We start from the raw sequence: 18,041 nt of genomic DNA, 5'->3' as shown, positions 1-18,041 counted from the left end.
AGTGCGATGACGCGCTTGTACGACGACCCGGCGACGTTCACCGAGGACATGGTGACCGGTTTCGTGGCTGCGCATCCTTCCTACGTCCGGCAGGTGCCGGGCGGTGTGGTGCGGGCCAAGCGGCCGCGGCGGGGCAAGGTCGCCGTGGTCACCGGTGGCGGATCTGGGCATTACCCGGCGTTCTGCGGCGTGGTCGGGCCGGGCTTCGCCGACGGTTCGGTCATCGGCAACATCTTCACCTCGCCGTCGGCCGATGACGCGTACTCGGTCGGCCGCGCGGTGGACCGCGGTGCCGGGGTGGTGTTCTCCTTCGGCAACTACGCCGGGGACAACATGAACTTCGGTCTGGCCGTGGAGCGGTTGGAGCGCGAAGGGATCCGGGCGCACAACGTGGTGGTCACCGATGACGTGGCCAGCGCTCCGGCGGCGGAGCAGAACAAGCGCCGCGGCGTGGTCGGTGACTTCGTGGTCTTCAAGGTCGCTTCCGCGGCGGCCGAGGAGGGCTACGACTTCGACGAGGTCATCCGGGTCGCCGAGCACGCCAACGCGCGCACCCGCAGCCTGGGCGTGGCCTTCGACGGCTGCACGCTGCCGGGCCAGGACCACCCGCTGTTCGAGGTGCCGGAGGGCCGGATGGGCCTCGGGCTGGGTATCCACGGCGAGCCGGGCGTCTCGGAGCGGGAGCTGCCGTCGGCCTCGGAGCTGGCGAAGATCCTGGTCGACGGTCTGCTCGCGGAGGCTCCGGAGACCGGATCCCGTCGGGTGACGGCGATCCTGAACGGTCTGGGCGCCACCAAGTACGAAGAGCTGTTCGTGGTGTGGGGCACCGTGTCCCGCCTGCTGGCCGAGGCCGGGATCGAGGTCGTCGCGCCCGAGGTAGGCGAGCTGGTGACGAGCCTGGACATGGCGGGTTGTTCGCTGACCCTGACCTGGCTGGACGACGAGCTGGAGCGGCTGTGGCAGGCCCCGGCGGATTCGCCGGCGTACCGCAAGGGCAACGTCGAGATCGCCGCCGCGGACGCGGAGGTCGAGGACGAGGAGCTGCCGGAGCTGCCGGAGAAGGTGACCGTGGTGGCCCCGGCGGAAGGCCAGGCGACCTCGGCGACCGTGGTGAAGGCACTCCGCGCGATCGCGGATCTGCTGCACGACGAGGAAGAGGAGCTGGGCCGTCTCGACGCGATCGCCGGCGACGGCGACCACGGCCGGGGCATGACGCGCGGCAGCGCGGCGGCGATCGCGGCTGCGGAGGAAGCGGCGGCGAAGGGCGTCGGCCCGGCGGCGGTGCTGGTCGATGCCGGTGACGCCTGGGCGGCGAAGGCCGGTGGCACCTCGGGCGTCCTGTGGGGCGCGGCGCTGCGGTCGTTCGGCGACATGCTGCCGGACCACCGCGCGGCACTGCCGGGCGATCTGACTTCCGGTGCGTCGGCGGCGTTGGCTTCCGTGCAGCGGCTGGGTCGTGCGGAGCTCGGCGACAAGACGCTGGTCGACGCGATGGTGCCGTTCGTGGAGGCGCTGCGCCGCGAGGTCGACGGCGGTGCGAGCGGCCGCGAGGCCTGGGCCCGCGCGGCGGAGGTCGCCACGGAGGCCGCGGCGAAGACCGCAGACCTGCGCCCCCGCACTGGTCGTGCTCGACCGCTGGCGGAGCGCAGCGTCGGAACGCCGGATCCCGGTGCGACGTCGTTGGCGCTCGCGCTCACCCGGATCGGCGAGGTGCTCGCCGGTGACAGGAAGGACGAGGAGAAGTGACTGAGCAGGCGCCGCTGCGCATCGTGGTCGGTTCCGACGACGCGGGGCTGCAGTACAAGGACGCGTTGAAGAAGGACTTGGAGAACGACCCGCGCGTGGCCGATGTGGTGGACGTGGGCGTGGGCTCCGATGAGCACACGGCTTACCCGCACGTGGCGGTCAACGCCGCGCGTCTGGTCGCCGAGGGCAAGGCGGATCGCGCGCTGCTGGTGTGCGGCACCGGTCTGGGCGTGGCCATCAGCGCGAACAAGGTGCCGGGCATCCGCGCGGTCACCGCGCACGACAGCTACTCGGTGGAGCGCTCGATCCTGAGCAACAACGCCCAGGTGCTGTGCTTCGGCCAGCGGGTGGTCGGTTTGGAGCTGGCTCGCAAGCTGGCGGGGGAGTGGCTGGGCTACCACTTCGACGAGTCGTCGGCGTCGGCTGAGAAGGTGGCGGCGATCAGCGGTTACGAGTCGGCGGCGTCGGAAGTTCCTGGCGTCTCGTGTTGAACGAAGGTGTGAAGTGAGCAGTTCGCGACTGGCCGCGCAACGGAGCGAGGTCATCGCCATCGCCCAGCGCATGACGGCGGACCGGCTGGTGGTGGGCACGTCCGGCAACGTGTCGGTGCGCTGCGGTGATCTGGTGGCGGTGACGCCGTCGGGCGTCGATTACGACGATCTCCAGGTGGCGGACATCCCGGTGGTGAACCTGGATGGTGTGGTGGTCGAGGGCGAGCTCAAGCCCACCTCGGAGCTGCCGATGCACCTGACGGCGTACCGGGAGCACGACGCGGGTGCGGTGGTGCACACGCATTCGCTGCACGCGACGGCGTTGTCGTTGCTGCGCAACGAGGTTCCGGCGGTGCACTACCAGCTGGCGGATTTCGGCGGCCCGGTGCGGGTGGCGGATTACGCGACGTTCGGCTCGGACGCCTTGGCGGAGTCGATGTCGAAGGCCTTGGCGGATCGCACCGGCTGCATCCTGCGCAACCACGGCACGGTCACCATCGCGGATTCCTTGCCGAAGGCCTACAACCGAGCCCGCCAGCTGGAGTGGCTGTGCGAGTTGTGGCTGACCGCAACGCGAGTTGGTGACCCGAGTCTGCTCAGCGAGGAGGAGCTGGCCCGCTGCGCGGAGCTGTTCTCCGGATACGGCCAGCAGCCGCGCTGAGCGGAAAAGCGCGTCACGCGATGCCCTCCGGGGCCCTGGGTGCAGGGATGAGATCCCGGAGGGTGTCGCGGTAGGCGGCGGGCAGTGCTCTGCCGCCTGGCCTCGGTGTTCGCGAAGGGTCCACATCGGACGGTGGTGTGAACACGGGCCGCCCGCTGTGCAACGCGATCCGCCACTGCTGACTGTGGATGATGCGGTGGTGGTGCCCGCACAGCATGATCATGTTGTCGACGGTGGTGGGCCCTCCGTCGATCCAGTGCGTGACGTGGTGCGCTTGCGGTGTCCCAGGCGGACGGTCGCACCCCGGGAACGCGCACACCCCATCACGCTGCAACAACGCCGCCCGGATGTGCGTGGGCGCCGTCCGCTGGGCCGTTCCGACGTCCAGCGGGAGGCTGTCGCCCCCGAGAACGACGGGCAGGACCTCGCAGTCGCAGGCGATGCGACGGACGTTCTCCGCGGTGATGGACTGCTCGGTGGCCTGCAGAGTGCCGGGCATGCCCTCGTCGCCGAGCAGCAACCCCCGCTTGAGGTCGTCGAAGTCGACGGTGATGTTCAGATGCGGACGCTGACCCCCGGTGCGCGGCATCTGCTCGGAGTTCAGCACGAGATCGACCATCGCAGCGAGCCCGTCGGCATTGCGCTGCCCGGCATCACGCGGATCCTTCTCGCCGTCCGCTTCGGGACGGGGAGCTGACAGCGGCCGGATGGCTTCCACGAACTTCGCGCCGGTCTCCCGGTCGAGGCGCGCCTTGATGACCAACATGCCGTCCCGCCCGGTGGCATAGTGCAGTTCCCGCGCCTCGTACTGGGCTTCCTCGTCGCGGTAAGCCCCGTCCTGGTCCAGCAGGTACTTGATGCGCTCAGCGAGCTTGGCGAGATCACGCGGACACATGCGACGAGCGTTGTCGGCCAGGAGTGCGTCGATGTCGGCGGTGTGATGCACGCGCGCGTACTCGGGCATGCTGCGCACGCAGCGAGAAACCACCCGCGCATGCTCGATCCCGATCGCCCCGTCGTCGAGGGCATCGGCCGTAGCGGGCAGATCGGCGGCAAGCGGTTCGCCGTAGCTGCTCGTCTGCCGCTCAACATCGCGAGCGACGACAACACGAGTCTTCGCCTCGGACAGGTCAATGCGGAGCAACTCCTGCAGCCACACCTGCGCAGAACGCGCGCCCTGCTCCGACGGCAACCTCCGATGCTCGGCCTCGGCGATCAGCTGCAGCTGCCGCATCCGAGCAACACGAACGGCCCGCTCGATCTCGGCGATCTCAGCAACGAGCTCGGCATCGGAGCACCCCACCGCCGGACAAGACTCGACAACCACGCCAAACCCAGCAGGCGCAGTCGGAGTCGCCGCCGCGCCAAAAGAGGCGTCGGCGCCAACATCAGTGGACGTCATCAGCGGTGCCATGCCTCAAGTGTCCCACGAATCGAACATAGATTCGATCAAATAAAGGTAGCTCGATAAGGTGATCAAACCCCGCTCGCAGCGGTTCTCGCCCCGGGAGAACGGCACCCCCAGCCCTGGAGCGCGATCGCTGTCGCTTCTGGGGGCAGACGGCCATCTCAAGCAAGAGGCAACTTCACCCAAACCTGCCAAAGGTTTTCCCAAAACAAGCCCCTGCGAAAGCCGTCTTCACATGAGATCAACGAGCGATGAAACAGATCGAAAAGTCAAACCACCAAAGAAAAACACAACCCCGAAAGCACGAAACAACAGTCAACACAACAGGTTCCGAAGAAAAACACGCCGCCAGGCGACAACACCCACCACCCTCCGCAAAGCCCCAACCACCCACGAGCCAGAAACCCCCCACCCCACAGGCGACCGTCCCACACCAGGGCCATCCCCGTGACCCAAAGCCAAACCGGGGCTGCGGACCGGATGTCAAGCCTGAAACCCCGAAGGGGCGGCCGAAAGGCCGGGCTTGACATCCGGTCCGCAGCCCCCAAAATCCCCAAATCACGGGGATGGCCAACAAACAACGGAACCAACACAAGTCCCAACCACCCCGAAAACCGCAGCTGAACTCCACCGCGTCGTCCACGATCCAAACCGACGCCCAGTGTGATCTAGCCCGTTAACCCAGGTGCAACCGCAGTTCGAACGGATGCAACACAGCACCGCAACCATGGAACCCATGCCGCCCACATCGCACCGCCACCAGCGCGGGAACTGGACCCGCGAACTCGTCGAGCTCGCCGCCCTGTTCCTGGCGGCGGGCGCGGTGAACCTGGCCATCACGCACACTCCGACGATCAGCTCGACCGCGCTGGTCGTGATCGGCGCACTCCTGCTCGCAGCCGCAGCGTTCCGCCGATCAGCCAAACGCCCAGCCCGGCCCGAAGCCCCAGCAGCGGAACCAACTCCGGAAGCCGCAGAAGTCCGCCAAACCCTGTGGCGCCTGCGAGCCTCGGTCACCGACACCCCGGGCAGGCTCGCCCGCCTGGCCGGCGGCTTGGCCGCACTCGGCGCCGACATCCGAACCATGCAGGTGCACCCGGTCGAGGACGGCGCAGTCGACGAGGTCCTCCTCCATGCGCCGGACCGCATCACCCGCTGGGACCTGATCAAAGCAGTCGAAGCGGCGGGCGGAAGGGACGTCGTGGTCGCCCGAGCAGACGTGCGGGAGCTCGAGGACGTCCCGACGCGCACCGCGAACCTGGCCGCAGACCTGGTCGGCGGCTGCACGGATCTCGTCCAGGCCCTGCGCGCACTCCTGGGCAGGGTCGACGTCCGCTGGCAGGAGGAGTCCCCGGAGGTCGGCTCGTTCACCGGCCAGGAGATGCACCTGACCGCACCGGGCGGCGGCGTCCTGGTCCTGACCCGCCCAGGCGGGTCGTTCACCCCGGCCGAGTTCGCCCGGGCCAGCGCGATGGTCGACCTGGCAGCCACCTGCCGCGCACGCCTGCGCCCGATGTCGGAATCCGTCCGAACGTCGAGCGGCGTGGACCTGACCATCCGCCAGGCCGATCGATCGGACGTCGACCTGGTCGCCGAGTTCCACGAGCGCTGCTCCAGCGCGGCCCGCTACCGGCGCTACTTCGGTCCCGGCCCGGCCTCCGGCGAGCGTGGTCTGCAACGCCTGCTCACCCCGGCGCTCGGCCGCTCGCTGCTGGTGCTGTCGCCGGACGGAGACGTCGTCGGCATGGGAAACCTGATGTACGACGGCGACGGCGGTGAGATCGCCCTGCTGGTCCGGGACGACTGGCAGCGCCGGGGGATCGGCACGGTCCTGGCCGAGGAGCTCGTCGACCACGCCCAGCGGCTCGGCCTCCGCACCCTCACCGCGCACACCCACCTCGACAACACCGCGATCGCCCGAACCCTCCGCGGCGCAGGGCTCAAGCTGGTCGGCGCGCCGGAGCCGGGGGAGTGGTCGTGGTCCCGCGACCTCCAGCCGTCATGACGGGGGCGCGGCCGGCGAACCACACGGCGGCGACCACCACGGCGCATCCGACCAGCTGGCTCGCCGCGGGAGTTTCCGAGACGACGATCATGCCGAGCGCCACGGCCAGAACCGGCTGCAACAGCAGCAGCGAGGCGGAGGTGTTGGGTGCCAGCCGGGGAATCGCCGCCGCCATCAGCAGGAATGCCGCGACCTGGCCGACCAGCGCCAGCACGACCAGCCACGACCAGGACGCGACCGGCAGGTCGAGGCTGATGCCGGTGGTGGCCGCGCCGATCAGCCCGGCCACCGCCGCGGCCGAAGCCGTCGCGACGCACACCGGAGTCACCACGTGCCGCGGACTGCGCTGGCCGGAAAGGCGGTTCAGGTAGAGGTAACCGGCATAGGCGGCACCGGCCGCCAGTCCCAGCAGCGTCCCGCGCACCTGGTGCTGCGCGTTCGGGTCGTGCGAGAGCGCACCGCCGACCAGGACGATCCCGGCGAGCATGACCGGGCAGGTGAGCAGGAAGCGCCTGCGGATCGGGGTTCCGCCGAAAATCCGCGCCAGCGCGGGGAAGATGACCACTTGCACGTTGATGAGCACGGTGGAGATCCCGGCCCCGACGTCGAGGACGCTCGCCGTCCACATCACGTAGTCCAACCCCAGGAGCGCACCGGCGGTGAGGGCGCACCACACCAGCCACGGCTCGAACCGGCCGTGCCGTCGGCATTCCCGGACGGCCAGCGGCACGAGCGCGATCAGCGCGAGCGCGCAGCGCAGGAACGCCGCTGTCCCGGCGTTGACGTCCGCGAGCTTGACGACGATCGCGGAGAAGGACAGGCAGCCGGCTCCCGCGATCATCAGCAGCACCGGACCAGTGGTCCTGGTGGGTTGCGAGATAGGAGGGGTAGTCGTGACCACGATCCTCACTGTGCCAACCAGTAGGTGAAAGCACTATTGACCAGTTTTTGCGCATCGGCGTTAGCCTGGCTTACGTGATGAACTGGGAGCGTCTTCGGGTCTTCGCCGCGGTGGCGGAGCAGTCGTCGGTCACGGCCGCTGCGGAAGCCCTGCACCTCACGAGGCCGGCGGTGTCCCAGCACCTGCGCAAGCTCGAGCGCGAGACCGGGTGCCGGCTGGTCGAGCCCGCGGGCCGGGGGATCCGGCTGACCAACGCCGGGCAGGTGCTGGCCGAGGCGGCGCGGTCGGTCACCGCCGCGGTCAGCGCTGCCGAGCACGACCTGGCCGACATCCACCAGCAGATCATCGGATCGCTGCGCATCGGCGCCGTCGCCAGCGCGCTGCGGCTCTTCGTCCTGGACGCGCTGCGGGCGCTGACCGCCGAGCACCCGAGGCTGCGCCCGACGGTGCGCGACGGCGAGGGCGTCGACCTGATTCCCGCGCTGCGACTGGGAAAGCTGGACGCGGTCGTCTTCGAGAGCTGGACCGGCTGGCCCGCTCGCATGCCGGCGGGGGTGGAGCTGACCGAGCTGCTCACCGAGGACGTGCAGCTCGCCGTGGCCGCGGATCATCCGCTGGCCGAGCGGGAATCGGTGCGCGTCGACGAGCTGGCCGGGCTGCGATGGGCGAGCTGCGCGCCCGGATCCGAACCGCACGAGGCATTGGTCCAGACGTTGCGCTCGCGCGCCGTCGACGTCGAGGTGGACCACTGCGTGACCGATTACGCCACCATGCTGTCGATCGTCGCGGCAGGGCTCGCGGTCGCGCTGGTCCCCGGCATCGCGCAACGGCTCGACGAGCCCGGAGTTCGCTACCTGGACTGCGAGCCGCGGATCCGCCGCACCGTAGCGGTGGCTACCCTGGAGGGCCGCAGCACCCCGGCGGCACGGGCATTCGTATCCGAATTGTCCCGCACGGCAAATATTTAAACGTTTTGTTGATTTTCGTGAATTCGCGAATTCAACGTCCGGACGGTCTTGACTGGCGCGTTCTGGCTGCGGAAACTCGTTGCTCGCATGGCGAAATCGATTTTCCGCAGGACGAAAGAGCGTGATCATGCGCGAAACCGAACGCAAGACCTCCGGTGGTAGAGCGAAGAAGATCCTTTCCTCGCTGTTCATCCAGGTCCTCATCGCGGCGGCCATCGGCATCGCCGTCGGTCACTTCTGGCCGGACTTCGGTTCGGCGCTCAAGCCGATCGGCGACGGGTTCATCCGGCTGATCAAGATGGCGATCGCGCCGCTGATCTTCTGCGTGGTCGTGGTCGGCATCTGCAAGGCCGGGGACATGCGTTCGGTCGGGCGCATCGGGCTCAAAGCGCTGATCTACTTCGAGGTCGTCACCACCGCCGCGCTGGCGCTCGGGCTCATCGCCGGCAACGTCCTGCAGCCCGGCGCCGGTCTCGACGTCAACCCGGCCACGCTCGACGCGTCCGGCGTGGTGGCGAAGACCCACGGCGAGCAGATGCCGGGGCCGGCCGAGTTCGTGCTGCACATGATCCCGGAGAGCGCGGTCGCCGCGTTCGCCGAGAACCAGCTGCTGCAGGTGCTGCTGTTCGCCGTCCTGTTCGCCGCCGGTCTGCTGCACGTCGGGGTCACCCGCGCTCCGCAGGTCTTCGCCTTCGTCGACCAGACCGGCGAGATCATCTTCAAGATCATCGGCTACGTCATGCGCCTCGCGCCGCTCGCGGTGTTCGGCTCGATGGCCTACCTCATCGGTCAGTACGGGCTGTCGTCGCTGAGCACCTACGCGAAGCTGATCGCCGCTTGCTACGGCGCGGCGCTGCTGTTCTGCTGCGTGCTGGGCATCCTGCTCCGCGCCTTCACCGGTCTCAGCTTGTGGCGCTTCCTGCGCTACACCCGGGAGGAGTTCGCCCTGGCCGTGGGCACCGCCTCCAGCGAGGCGGTCATGCCGCGGATGATGGAGAAGCTGGAACGCGCCGGTTGCCGCAAGGAAGCCGTCGGGCTCGTCGTGCCGACCGGCTACTCGTTCAACCTCGACGGCGCCTCCATCTACCTGTCGCTGGCGACCCTGTTCATGGCCCAGGCCGTCGGTGTCGACCTGACCTTCGGCCAGCAGCTGACCGTGATCCTGGTGCTGGTGCTCACCTCGAAGGGCATGGCCGGGGTGCCGGGGTCGGCGTTCATCGCCTTGTCCGCCACCGCGTCCGCGGTCGGCGTCATTCCGGTGGCCGCGGTTGCCCTGATGCTCGGCGCGGACCGCTTCATGGACACGATGCGCGTGGTCACCAACCTCCTGGGGAACTGCGTGGCGACCTTCATCGTGTCCAAGTGGGACGGTGCCTTCGACCGGGAGCAGGCCCGCAAGGTCCTGGCCGCGCCCGCGGGGTCGCCCGACGCGCCGGCGCAGGACCACGGTGTCCCCGCCGCGCGCACTCCGGACTCGGACACGACCAAGCTCTGAGCGGCTGGGCGATGCCGTGCCGGGCGGAAAGCCCGGCACGGCATCGCGCGTTTCACCGGTCGGCGAGCTTCTCGGCCAGCATCGGGACGATCGTGTCCAGCGAGTGCGGGATGCTCAGGACCGTGTTGTGCGCCAAGGCGATTCCGTCCTCCATGAACGGGATCGTGATCACGTCGCCCCGCTTGGCCACGTCCAGCCGCTGGAACAGCGGGTCCTGGGCCAACCGCTGCGTGTCGCCCTTCTGGTCGATGAGCACCAGCACGTCGGAGTCCAGCTGCGAGGTCTTCTCCGGGCTGAGGTCGACGTAGAACGACTTGCCGTCGTCGAGCTGCTGCACGCCGGGCGGCAGCTGGAAGCCCAGTCCGGCGAGGAACTGCCCGCGAGCGTCGTTGCGGGTGTACGGCCAGTACCCGCCCTGGGGGTTGATCAGCGCCACCGCGCCGGTGGCGCGGGCGAATTCCGGGTGCTGCGCGGCGACCTGGTCGATGCGGGCCTGGGTGTCGGTGATCAGCCGCTCGGCCTGTTCGGACTTGCCGACCGCCTTGCCGATCATCCGGGTGGTGTCCTGCCACGGCGTGCCGTAGTCGGGGTAGCCGTCGGGGCGCACGATGGTCGGCGCGAGCGCGGAAAGCCGCTTGTAGAGCGATTCGTCGACCGCGGCGTTGACCGCGACGATCAGGTCAGGTTCCAGCGAGGCGACCTTTTCCAGGTCGACCTCGCCCTGGGTCTGGAACAGGTACGGCTGCGCGCCGTGCAGCCGGTCTTTCGCCCACGAGCCGGGCCCCTTCAGATCGCCCCACGGGCGCATGGCCACCGGGACGACGTCGAGCGCGAGCAGCGGGTCGACGTCGGTGTAGCCGAGGGCGATGACGCGCTCGGGACGCTTGGGGATCTCCGTCGTGCCCTGGGAGTGCTGAATGGTGACGGGGAAAGTGCCGTCGCCGGGCTGCTGCGGGTCGGGGCTCGCACTTCCGCAAGCGGTGACCAGCAGCAGCCCGGCGAGCGCGCTGAGGAGGGAAGCGGTTCGTCGCCGCAGGCGCGCTGGGTGCATCGGAGAACCTCGCATTCTCGGTCAGGTTAGCTAAGGCTAACCTGACCGAGATGGAGGTCTGCTCAGTGGATCGAGATGACGCCCAGGGCGAAGCCGGTGGCGATCACCACCGCGGACACCACCAGGGCCCACTTGATCGCGAACCGGTGGTGGTCGCCCAGGTCGACCTTGGCCAGGCCGATCAGCACGTACATCGCGGGCACCAGCGGGCTGAGCATGTGGATCGGCTGGCCCAGCAGCGAAGCGCGGGCGATCTCGATCGGCGCGATCCCGTGCTGGGCGCCCGCCTCGGCCAGGATCGGCATGATGCCGAAGTAGAACGCGTCGTTGCTCATGAAGAACGTGAACGGGACGCTGAGCACCGCGACGATCACGCTGAAGAACGGGTACAGCCCGTCCGGCATGGCGGTCAGCAGGTAGTGCGCCATCTGCTCGATCATCCCGGTGCCCGACAGCACGCCGGTGAACACCGCGGCGGCGAACACCATCGACACCACCGAGACCACGCTGTCGGCGTGCGCGGCGATGCGGGTCCGCTGCTGCGCCAGGCGCGGGTAGTTGACCAGCAGCGCGAGTCCGGTGCCGAGCATGAACAGCACGGCGATCGGCAGCACGCCGACGATCAGGCCCACCAGCAGCGCGGCGGTCAGCGCCGCGTTGAACCAGATGAGCTTCGGGCGCAGCGACTCGCGGTCCGGGGCCAGCACGTCGAAGTCGCCGTCGGCGAAGTCACCGGTGCTGCCGCCCGTGCTGGGAGTGCTGGGACCACCGGCGCCGGCGAGGACCAGCTCGCCGCTGCGCACCCGGGCCCGCTCCCGCAGGCCGAGCATCCAGGCGAGCACGAAGACCGTGGCCAGTCCCGCCACCAGCGGCAGGATCATCGGCACGAACAGCTCCTGCGGGTCCAGCCCCAGCGCGCTGGCGGCGCGGGCGGACGGACCGCCCCACGGCACCACGTTCAGGATCGCGTTGGTCAGGCAGGCCAGACCGGTCATCAGCACCGGGCTGATGCCCAGCTTCTTGTACAGCGGCAGCAGCGCGGACACGGTGATCATGAACGTGGTGGTCCCGTCGCCGTCCAGCGACACCACGGCGACCAGGGCCACCGTGCCCACGATCAGCCGCAGCGGGTCGTTGCGGGTCAGCCGCACCACCGCGCGGGTGATCGGGTCGAACAGGCCCGCGTCGATCATGATCCCGAAGTAGAGGATCGCGAACAGCAGCATGGCCGCCGTCGGCGCCACCGACTTGATCCCGTCGGTGATCATGTCGCCGAGGTCCGGCGCGAAGCCGCCGAGCACCGCGAACGCCGCGGGCACCACGACCAGCGCCACCATCGGTGATAGTCGTTTGGTCATCACCAGGAACAGGAAGACGGTCACCATGCCCAAGCCGAGGAGAGCGATCAACGCCTTCCTCCTTCCCACCGGACCGGAGTGGTCCGCGTAACAGCGGCGTTTCGTTTGGCGAGACCGTAGGTGAACGGATCGGGCGCGGGGAGTCTTGTGCGCGTTGTCCGCCTACATCGCGTTCTCCGCGTTCTGCTCGTATTGCTCGCGGGTTAGGGTCGACGCATGTCACGCCGGCCGATGCGGTTCGCGCGGCAGGCATTGCTGCTGCAGATCGCTCTGATCGCGCTCGTCGTCGGGATCGGTTTCGTCCTCGTCGCGTCGTTGCTGGACCGCGCCCTGGTCGACCAGTTCGGCCAGCGGGCGCTCGCGGTGGCGCGCGCCTCGGCCGCGGACGTCACCCTCGCCGATGCCGTGGCCCGCGAGGACCGCAGCGGAACCGTGCAGGACCGGGCGGAGCGGATCCGGGCCACCACCGGTGCGCTGTTCATCGTCGTCGCCGACCGCAACGGCATCCGGCTGGCGCACCCGAGCCCGGACCAGATCGGCAAGCCGGTCAGCACCGATCCGAGCTGGGTGCTCGCCGGTCACGAGGTCGTGGACGTGCAGCGCGGCACGCTCGGGTTCTCCGCGCGCGGCAAGGTGCCGCTGCGCGACCGCACCGGGGCGGTGGTCGGGCAGGTCAGCGTCGGGTTCGACACCGAGGACATCGACCACGCCCTGCTGCGCCTGCTGGGCACCACGGCGGCCTTCACCGGCGGTGCGCTGGTGGTCGGGGTGCTCGGCGCGGCGCTGCTCACCCGCGGGCTCAAGCGCCGCACCCTGGGCCTGGAACCGCACGAGCTGGCCGACCTGGTGCGCGAGCGGGAGGCGGTGCTCTACGGCATCGGGGAGGGTGTGCTGGCCGTCGACGCCGAGGGGCGGGTGTCGTTCGCCAACCAGGAGGCCGAGCAGCTGCTGGGCACCGCCGTCGCGCCCGGCACCCCGGTGCGCGAGCTCGACCTGCCGTCCCGGCTGCGCAGCGCGCTGGACGACCGGCAGCCGGTGCAGAACCTGATCACCGTCGCCGGGGACCGGGTGCTGGTGGCCAACCACCGCCGGGTCAGCCGCGACGGTGCGGACCTGGGCAGCGTGCTGACCCTGCGCGACCGCACCGACCTGGAGGTGCTCAACCGCGAGCTGGAGTCGGTGCGCGGCATGACCGACGTGCTGCGCGCCCAGCGCCACGAGTTCAGCAACCGCCTGCACACCCTGTCCGGACTGCTGCAGACCGGTCACCAGGACGACGCCGTGGCCTACCTGCAGGCCCTGACCAGCGGGCCGGTGACCGGGCTGGGGCCGGCTGCCGATGCGGTGCGGGATCCGGTGCTGCTGGCGTTCCTGGCGGCGAAGAAGGCCGTCGCGGCGGAGAAGTCGGTGGAGCTGGAGCTGGGGGAGACCAGCTGGGTGCCGGGCCGGGTGCGCGCGCCGGTGGAAGTGACCACCGTGGTCGGCAACCTGGTCGACAACGCCGTGACCGCGGCGCAGTTGGGGGAGCGGCGACCGGCCTGGGTGGAGGTGGACCTGCTCGCGGACGGTGCGACCCTGCACGTGTCCGTTGTGGACAGCGGTGGCGGAGTTCCGGAGGAGATGCGCGAAGATCTGTTCGTGGAAGGCGTGTCCACGAAGGACGGTGACCACGGGCTGGGCCTGGCGCTGTGCAGGCAGGCCGCCCGCAGCTTCGGCGGCGACGTGCGGCTGGTCGATCCGGGCGATCCGGCCGAGCGCGGCGCGGTGTTCCACGCGTGGCTGCCCGGCGCGGTGGCCGAGACCGAGGAGGAGGATCGATGATCCGCGTGCTGGTGGTGGAGGACGACTTCCGGGTGGCGCGGGTGCACGCCGAGTTCACCGAGCGGGTCGCCGGGTTCCAGGTGGTGGGCACCGCGCACTCGGCGGCCGAGGCCCGCGACCTGATCGTCTCCAGCAACCCCGACCTGGTGCTGCTGGACAACTACCTGCCCGACTGCTCCGGCATCGCCCTGCTCGGCGACCTCGACGTCGACGTGATCATGCTGACCGCGGCCGCCGACGCCGCATCGGTGCGTGCGGCCCTGTCCGCCGGAGCGCTGAACTACCTGGTCAAGCCGTTCACCGCGGAACAGCTCGCGGACCGGCTCAGCGCCTACGCCCGCTACCACGCGCGCCTGTCGCCCACCGGGGGCCAGGTCGGCCAGGACGAGATCGACCGGGCGATGCGCGTGCTGCACGAAGGAGACCAGCCGGGCGCGCCGAAGGGCCAGTCCGCGGTGACCTCCCGACTGGTGCAGGACGCGCTGAACGCGGCGGACGGCCCGCGCTCAGCAGTGGAGATCGCGGCGGAACTGGGCATCGCCCGCGCCACCGCGCAGCGCTACCTCGCCGGGCTGGCCCAGGACGGCAAGGCCCGAATGACGCTCCGCTACGGCGCCAGCGGCCGCCCGGAGCACCAGTACGAGTCCACCGGCGCCTGAAGACGCAAATTCCATTGAAATCGCACCTTCGATTTCAATGGAATTTGCGGACCGCCGGGTCAGGCGACGTGGGCTGCCGGGGGGAGGTCGGTGCGGGGGCCGGTGGGCCACTGGGCCGGTTCCGGGCCGAGTTCGACGAGCTGGCGGACCTGCAGCCGGCACCAGGGCGAGACGTCGGCCTCGCCGGAGAGCACCCCAGCGCTGAACTCCTTCCAGCTCACCCAGCGGGTCTCGGCGACCTCTTCCGGGTTGGGCTCCGGGGTGTTCTCGGTGAACGCGAAGAACACCGGGCACATCTCGTTCTCGACCACGCCGTTGGGCATCTCGGCGCGGTAGCGGAAGCCGGGCAGCGCCAGCTCCAGGCCGCGCACGGTGAGCCCCAGCTCCTCGCCCAGCCGCCGGACGATCGCGGCCTTCATCTCCTCCTCGGGAGCCGGGTGGCCGCAGCAGGTGTTGGTCCACACGCTCGGGAAGGTGACCTTGTGGTGGGCCCGCTGGGTCAGCAGGAACTCGCCCCGGTCGTTGAACACGTAGCACGAGAAGGCCAGGTGCAGCGGGGTTTCCCGGTGGTGCACGGTCGTCTTGTCCTCGACCCCGATCGCCTGACCGGACTCGTCGAGCAGTACCACCTGTTCCACTGGTGCGACCTCCATGGTTCTTCGCGTCGTCGATCAGTGCCGTTCGGGCACCAGGACCACTTTGCCGTAGGTCTGCCGATTTTCCAGCGATCGGTGCGCTTCGGCAGCTTCGCCGAGCGGGAACGGCGTCCCGACCAGCGGCTTCATGGTCCCATCGGCCAGCGCCGCGAGCGCTTCGTCCTCCAGCGCCCGCATGCCGCCGGGCACCTTCAGCAGGGCCGGGCCGAGGGCGACGGTGGCGGTCAGCGCGCGGGCGAGCAGGTCGTCGGAGGTGAACCGGTGCTCGCCGAGCTCGCGGCCGTACATGACGATCCGGCCGCCCGGACCGAGCAGGTCGAACGCCGCCCTCCCGTAGGCGCCGCCGGCGCCGTCGAGCACCAGGCTCACCGGCTGGTCGAGCTCCTCGCGAACCCGGTCCGCCCAGTCGGCCTCGGTGTAGTCCACCGACAGGTCAGCGCCCAGTTCGCGGACCTTGTCGACCTTGGTCGGCCCGCCTGAAGCGCCCACGACGGTCGCGCCGACGTTGCGCGCGTGCTGGATCGCCAGCGCACCGATGCCCCCGGCGGCGGAGGTGACCAGCACGACGTCGTCGGCGCTCGGCCGCGCGGTGCGCAGGATGGACATCGTGGTGCGCCCGGTGCCGATCATCGCCACCGCCTCGGTCGGATCGGTGCTCTCGGGCACCACCTGCACCGCCTCCACCTCGCGCACCGCGAACTCCGCGTAACCGCCGCTGGCCATTCCCAGGTGCGCCACGACGTGCCGCCCGAGCCACTCCTCGGCCACGCCCTCGCCGATCTCGTCGACGACCCCGGCCACCTCGCGGCCCGGGGTCATGGGCAGCTCGGGCAGCGGGAACGGGCTGCGGCCGCCCTGCCGGATGGAGGTGTCGACCAGGTGGACCCCGGCTGCGGCGACCGCGATGCGGACCTGCCCGGCACCCGGGTGCGGATCGGGGACCTCCTCGTAGCGGAGGACCTCCGCCGGGCCGAACTCGTGCTGCCGGATCGCGCGCATGTCGTGCTCCTCGTGGAAGTCGGCGTGAACGCGGATCCGCGCTCACGCCGACGACGTTAGGAGTTCGACTTAACTGGAGATCAATGCCGTTCGCCGGGAACTTCAAAGCGGTTTCGGTCGCCCGCCGGTCTCGGCGCGGGCCAGGATGTCGTCCTGGAAGGCGAGGTAGAGGTTCGCGACGACCTTCGCCGACGAGATCCGCCCGCCGACGAGCTGCTCGACGTTGCGGAGGCGGTAGCGGACCGTGTTGGGGTGGATGAACAGCAGCTCGGCCGTCCGCTTGACGTCCTGGTCGCACGCGAGGTAGAGCACCACGGTTTCCACCAGGTCCGGTGAGGTGAGCAGCGCGCCGAAGTGCCGCTCGAGCCGATCGGCGACCTGGGCGTCGTCGCGGCGGGTGAGCAGCCACGCGGCGAAGTCCACCTCGTCGAGCCGCACGATGGTCCGGTCGCTGCCCCGGCCGTGGCGGCGTCCGGCGAGGTGCCAGGCGGTGCCGGCCTCCTGGACGTAGCGCCCCGCGACCGTGAGATCGCTGAACGGGCCGCTGACGCCGACCAGGTGGGTGCGCGCGAGCTCGTCCAGCCAGGCATCCGCCGCGCCTCGGTCCGCGAGCACAGCGGTCAGCTCGCCGGACTCGTCCTGGCGGACGGCGTCCAGGATCAGCGGCACGCCGTCGACGTCGGCCTGCTCCAGCAGCGCTTCGACCGGGTTCCGGGACCGGTCGCCGATCGGGCTCGCCGACACCACGCGGAGATCGTCGCCGACGCGGAAACCGAAGGCCCGCAACCGGTCCCAGGTCTGGCGCACCTGCGAGGCGGTCAGCCCGCCGCGCAGTGCCGACACGATCCGGGCCGCTTCCGCCCGCTCCTGGCTGATCACCAACGACCGCGACGCGCCGGCGGCGGCCAGCACCCGCTCCGCGGTCTCCAGCAGCTCGGGGCTGATGTCGTCGAGCAGCGCGCTGTTGCGCGAAGCCACCGCCAGCTGGAACCGCACCCCGCGGAGCAGGAAGGGCCGGGTGGTGACCGTCCACTGCCCGACGGTGAACCGCTGCGACTCGCCCTGGCGGGCGCTGATCTCCTCCCAGACCAGGCGCAAGGGACCGTGGCCGGTCGAGGCGACGATCCGCCCATCGCCCTCGTAGAGCACCGCCGTCCCCTTGCACAACGTGCCGAGCCGGACCACCAGTGCGCTCACCGGATCCGAGGCCGCCAAGGCGTGCAGCAGGTCGTTCTGCAACCAGACCGTCCGCTTCAGCAGGTAGGTCTCCGCGGACAGCGCCCCGCTGCTGATGAAGTCCGCGACGAGGTCGAACGAGGTCTCGCTCGCATCCACGCCCAGCACCGGGAAGTTCCGTTCCCGCGCCGCGGCGCGCAGGCCGTGCGGCACCCGCTCGAAGTGGACGCCCGTGCCGAACAGCAGGGCCGCTGCGTCGGCCGCGACGAGATCGGCGATCAGCCGCTCCTGCGGTTCGGGATCGTCCGGGGCGGAGGCGAACCGCAGCCCGGTGGTGAGCATGATCGCGCCGGGGCGCGGTCGGTTCGCGGTGTCGACGACCTCGACCGAGTGCGCCGCGCGGACCACCTTCGACAGGTCCCCGGGCTCCACCACGGTCAGCTGCAGGCTCGGCTCGTCGACGAGGTGGCGCAAGGTCAACTGCGACCACCCGCCGCGGCGCTCCCCGGTCACCGGCCTTCCCTCCCGCCCGTGGTTGTGCGGAGTGACAGATCATCGCCACCGCGTTTGTGATTTTCACAGTGACAGCGAGCACAGCGTGGGGCAACCTTCATTTCCAACCGCAGCCGGCAGCGGACCTTTCCCA

General features: G+C 70.0%; 15 protein-coding genes. 8 read left to right on the top strand and 7 right to left on the bottom strand.

Annotated features, from left to right (window positions below):
• Nucleotides 1–6 precede the first annotated feature (6 nt).
• The 3 genes from OU415_RS02185 to OU415_RS02175 are packed head-to-tail and all read left to right on the top strand — an operon-like array spanning nt 7 to nt 2,898.
• Nucleotides 7–1,746 carry a dihydroxyacetone kinase family protein gene (locus OU415_RS02185; RefSeq protein WP_270946788.1) on the top strand — a complete coding sequence of 580 codons (1,740 nt, stop codon included), beginning with the start codon at nt 7–9 and terminating at the stop codon, nt 1,744–1,746.
• Complete coding sequence (locus OU415_RS02180) at nt 1,743–2,237, top strand: ribose-5-phosphate isomerase (RefSeq protein WP_270946787.1); 495 nt, start codon at nt 1,743–1,745, stop codon at nt 2,235–2,237. The genes OU415_RS02185 and OU415_RS02180 overlap by 4 nt, the downstream gene beginning before the upstream one ends.
• Before the next feature lie 13 nt (nt 2,238–2,250).
• The gene (locus OU415_RS02175) at nt 2,251–2,898 is read left to right on the top strand and encodes a class II aldolase/adducin family protein (protein WP_270946786.1); all 648 of its coding nucleotides are present in this window, start codon (nt 2,251–2,253) and stop codon (nt 2,896–2,898) included.
• Nucleotides 2,899–2,911: 13 nt separating this feature from the next.
• On the opposite strand, the gene OU415_RS02170 is transcribed toward OU415_RS02175, so the two are convergent.
• Nucleotides 2,912–4,312 (bottom strand): HNH endonuclease signature motif containing protein, encoded by a 1,401-nt coding sequence (locus tag OU415_RS02170; RefSeq protein ID WP_270946785.1) that lies wholly within the window; start codon nt 4,310–4,312, stop codon nt 2,912–2,914.
• Nucleotides 4,313–5,042: 730 nt separating this feature from the next.
• Here OU415_RS02170 and OU415_RS02165 point away from each other — a divergent pair.
• The gene (locus tag OU415_RS02165; RefSeq protein ID WP_270946784.1) at nt 5,043–6,311 is read left to right on the top strand and encodes a GNAT family N-acetyltransferase; all 1,269 of its coding nucleotides are present in this window, start codon (nt 5,043–5,045) and stop codon (nt 6,309–6,311) included.
• On the opposite strand, the gene OU415_RS02160 is transcribed toward OU415_RS02165, so the two are convergent.
• Nucleotides 6,247–7,152 (bottom strand): DMT family transporter, encoded by a 906-nt coding sequence (locus OU415_RS02160; RefSeq protein WP_270946783.1) that lies wholly within the window; start codon nt 7,150–7,152, stop codon nt 6,247–6,249. The genes OU415_RS02165 and OU415_RS02160 overlap by 65 nt on opposite strands.
• A 137-nt stretch (nt 7,153–7,289) precedes the next feature.
• Here OU415_RS02160 and OU415_RS02155 point away from each other — a divergent pair, with 137 nt between their 5' ends.
• Together OU415_RS02155 and dctA are read left to right on the top strand one after the other, a co-directional pair.
• Nucleotides 7,290–8,180 carry a LysR family transcriptional regulator gene (locus OU415_RS02155; protein ID WP_270946782.1) on the top strand — a complete coding sequence of 297 codons (891 nt, stop codon included), beginning with the start codon at nt 7,290–7,292 and terminating at the stop codon, nt 8,178–8,180.
• A 127-nt stretch (nt 8,181–8,307) separates the two neighbouring features.
• Nucleotides 8,308–9,675, top strand: coding sequence for a C4-dicarboxylate transporter DctA (gene dctA / locus OU415_RS02150; protein ID WP_270946781.1), 1,368 nt, complete (start codon nt 8,308–8,310; stop codon nt 9,673–9,675).
• Between the two features lie 52 nt (nt 9,676–9,727).
• On the opposite strand, the gene OU415_RS02145 is transcribed toward dctA, so the two are convergent.
• Together OU415_RS02145 and OU415_RS02140 are read right to left on the bottom strand one after the other, a co-directional pair.
• Nucleotides 9,728–10,726, bottom strand: a complete 999-nt coding sequence (locus OU415_RS02145; protein WP_270946780.1) for an iron-siderophore ABC transporter substrate-binding protein — start codon at nt 10,724–10,726, stop codon at nt 9,728–9,730.
• A 62-nt stretch (nt 10,727–10,788) separates the two neighbouring features.
• Nucleotides 10,789–12,135 (bottom strand): CitMHS family transporter, encoded by a 1,347-nt coding sequence (locus OU415_RS02140; protein ID WP_270946779.1) that lies wholly within the window; start codon nt 12,133–12,135, stop codon nt 10,789–10,791.
• Between the two features lie 165 nt (nt 12,136–12,300).
• Between OU415_RS02140 and OU415_RS02135 the strand changes: the two genes are divergently transcribed.
• Both OU415_RS02135 and OU415_RS02130 read left to right on the top strand, forming a co-directional pair.
• Entirely contained in the window at nt 12,301–13,905 is a 1,605-nt protein-coding gene (locus OU415_RS02135; RefSeq protein WP_270946778.1) for a sensor histidine kinase, read from the top strand.
• Nucleotides 13,902–14,564: a response regulator gene (locus OU415_RS02130; RefSeq protein WP_270946777.1), complete on the top strand. Its 663-nt coding sequence runs from the start codon at nt 13,902–13,904 to the stop codon at nt 14,562–14,564. The genes OU415_RS02135 and OU415_RS02130 overlap by 4 nt, the downstream gene beginning before the upstream one ends.
• 59 nt (nt 14,565–14,623) lie before the next feature.
• Here OU415_RS02130 and idi read toward each other — a convergent pair whose 3' ends face one another.
• From idi to OU415_RS02115, 3 genes are all read right to left on the bottom strand, one after another.
• Nucleotides 14,624–15,202: an isopentenyl-diphosphate Delta-isomerase gene (gene idi / locus OU415_RS02125; protein ID WP_270946776.1), complete on the bottom strand. Its 579-nt coding sequence runs from the start codon at nt 15,200–15,202 to the stop codon at nt 14,624–14,626.
• Nucleotides 15,203–15,235: 33 nt separating this feature from the next.
• Nucleotides 15,236–16,219, bottom strand: a complete 984-nt coding sequence (locus tag OU415_RS02120; RefSeq protein ID WP_270946775.1) for a zinc-binding dehydrogenase — start codon at nt 16,217–16,219, stop codon at nt 15,236–15,238.
• A gap of 102 nt (nt 16,220–16,321) precedes the next feature.
• The gene (locus tag OU415_RS02115) at nt 16,322–17,908 is read right to left on the bottom strand and encodes a helix-turn-helix domain-containing protein (RefSeq protein ID WP_270946774.1); all 1,587 of its coding nucleotides are present in this window, start codon (nt 17,906–17,908) and stop codon (nt 16,322–16,324) included.
• Nucleotides 17,909–18,041: the final 133 nt, after the last annotated feature.

Source organism: Saccharopolyspora oryzae (assembly GCF_027853915.1).
Taxonomy (GTDB): Bacteria; Actinomycetota; Actinomycetes; order Mycobacteriales; family Pseudonocardiaceae; genus Saccharopolyspora; species Saccharopolyspora oryzae.
Note: the sequence above shows the minus strand (reverse complement) of the source record. Positions and strands in the feature narration are given on the sequence as shown.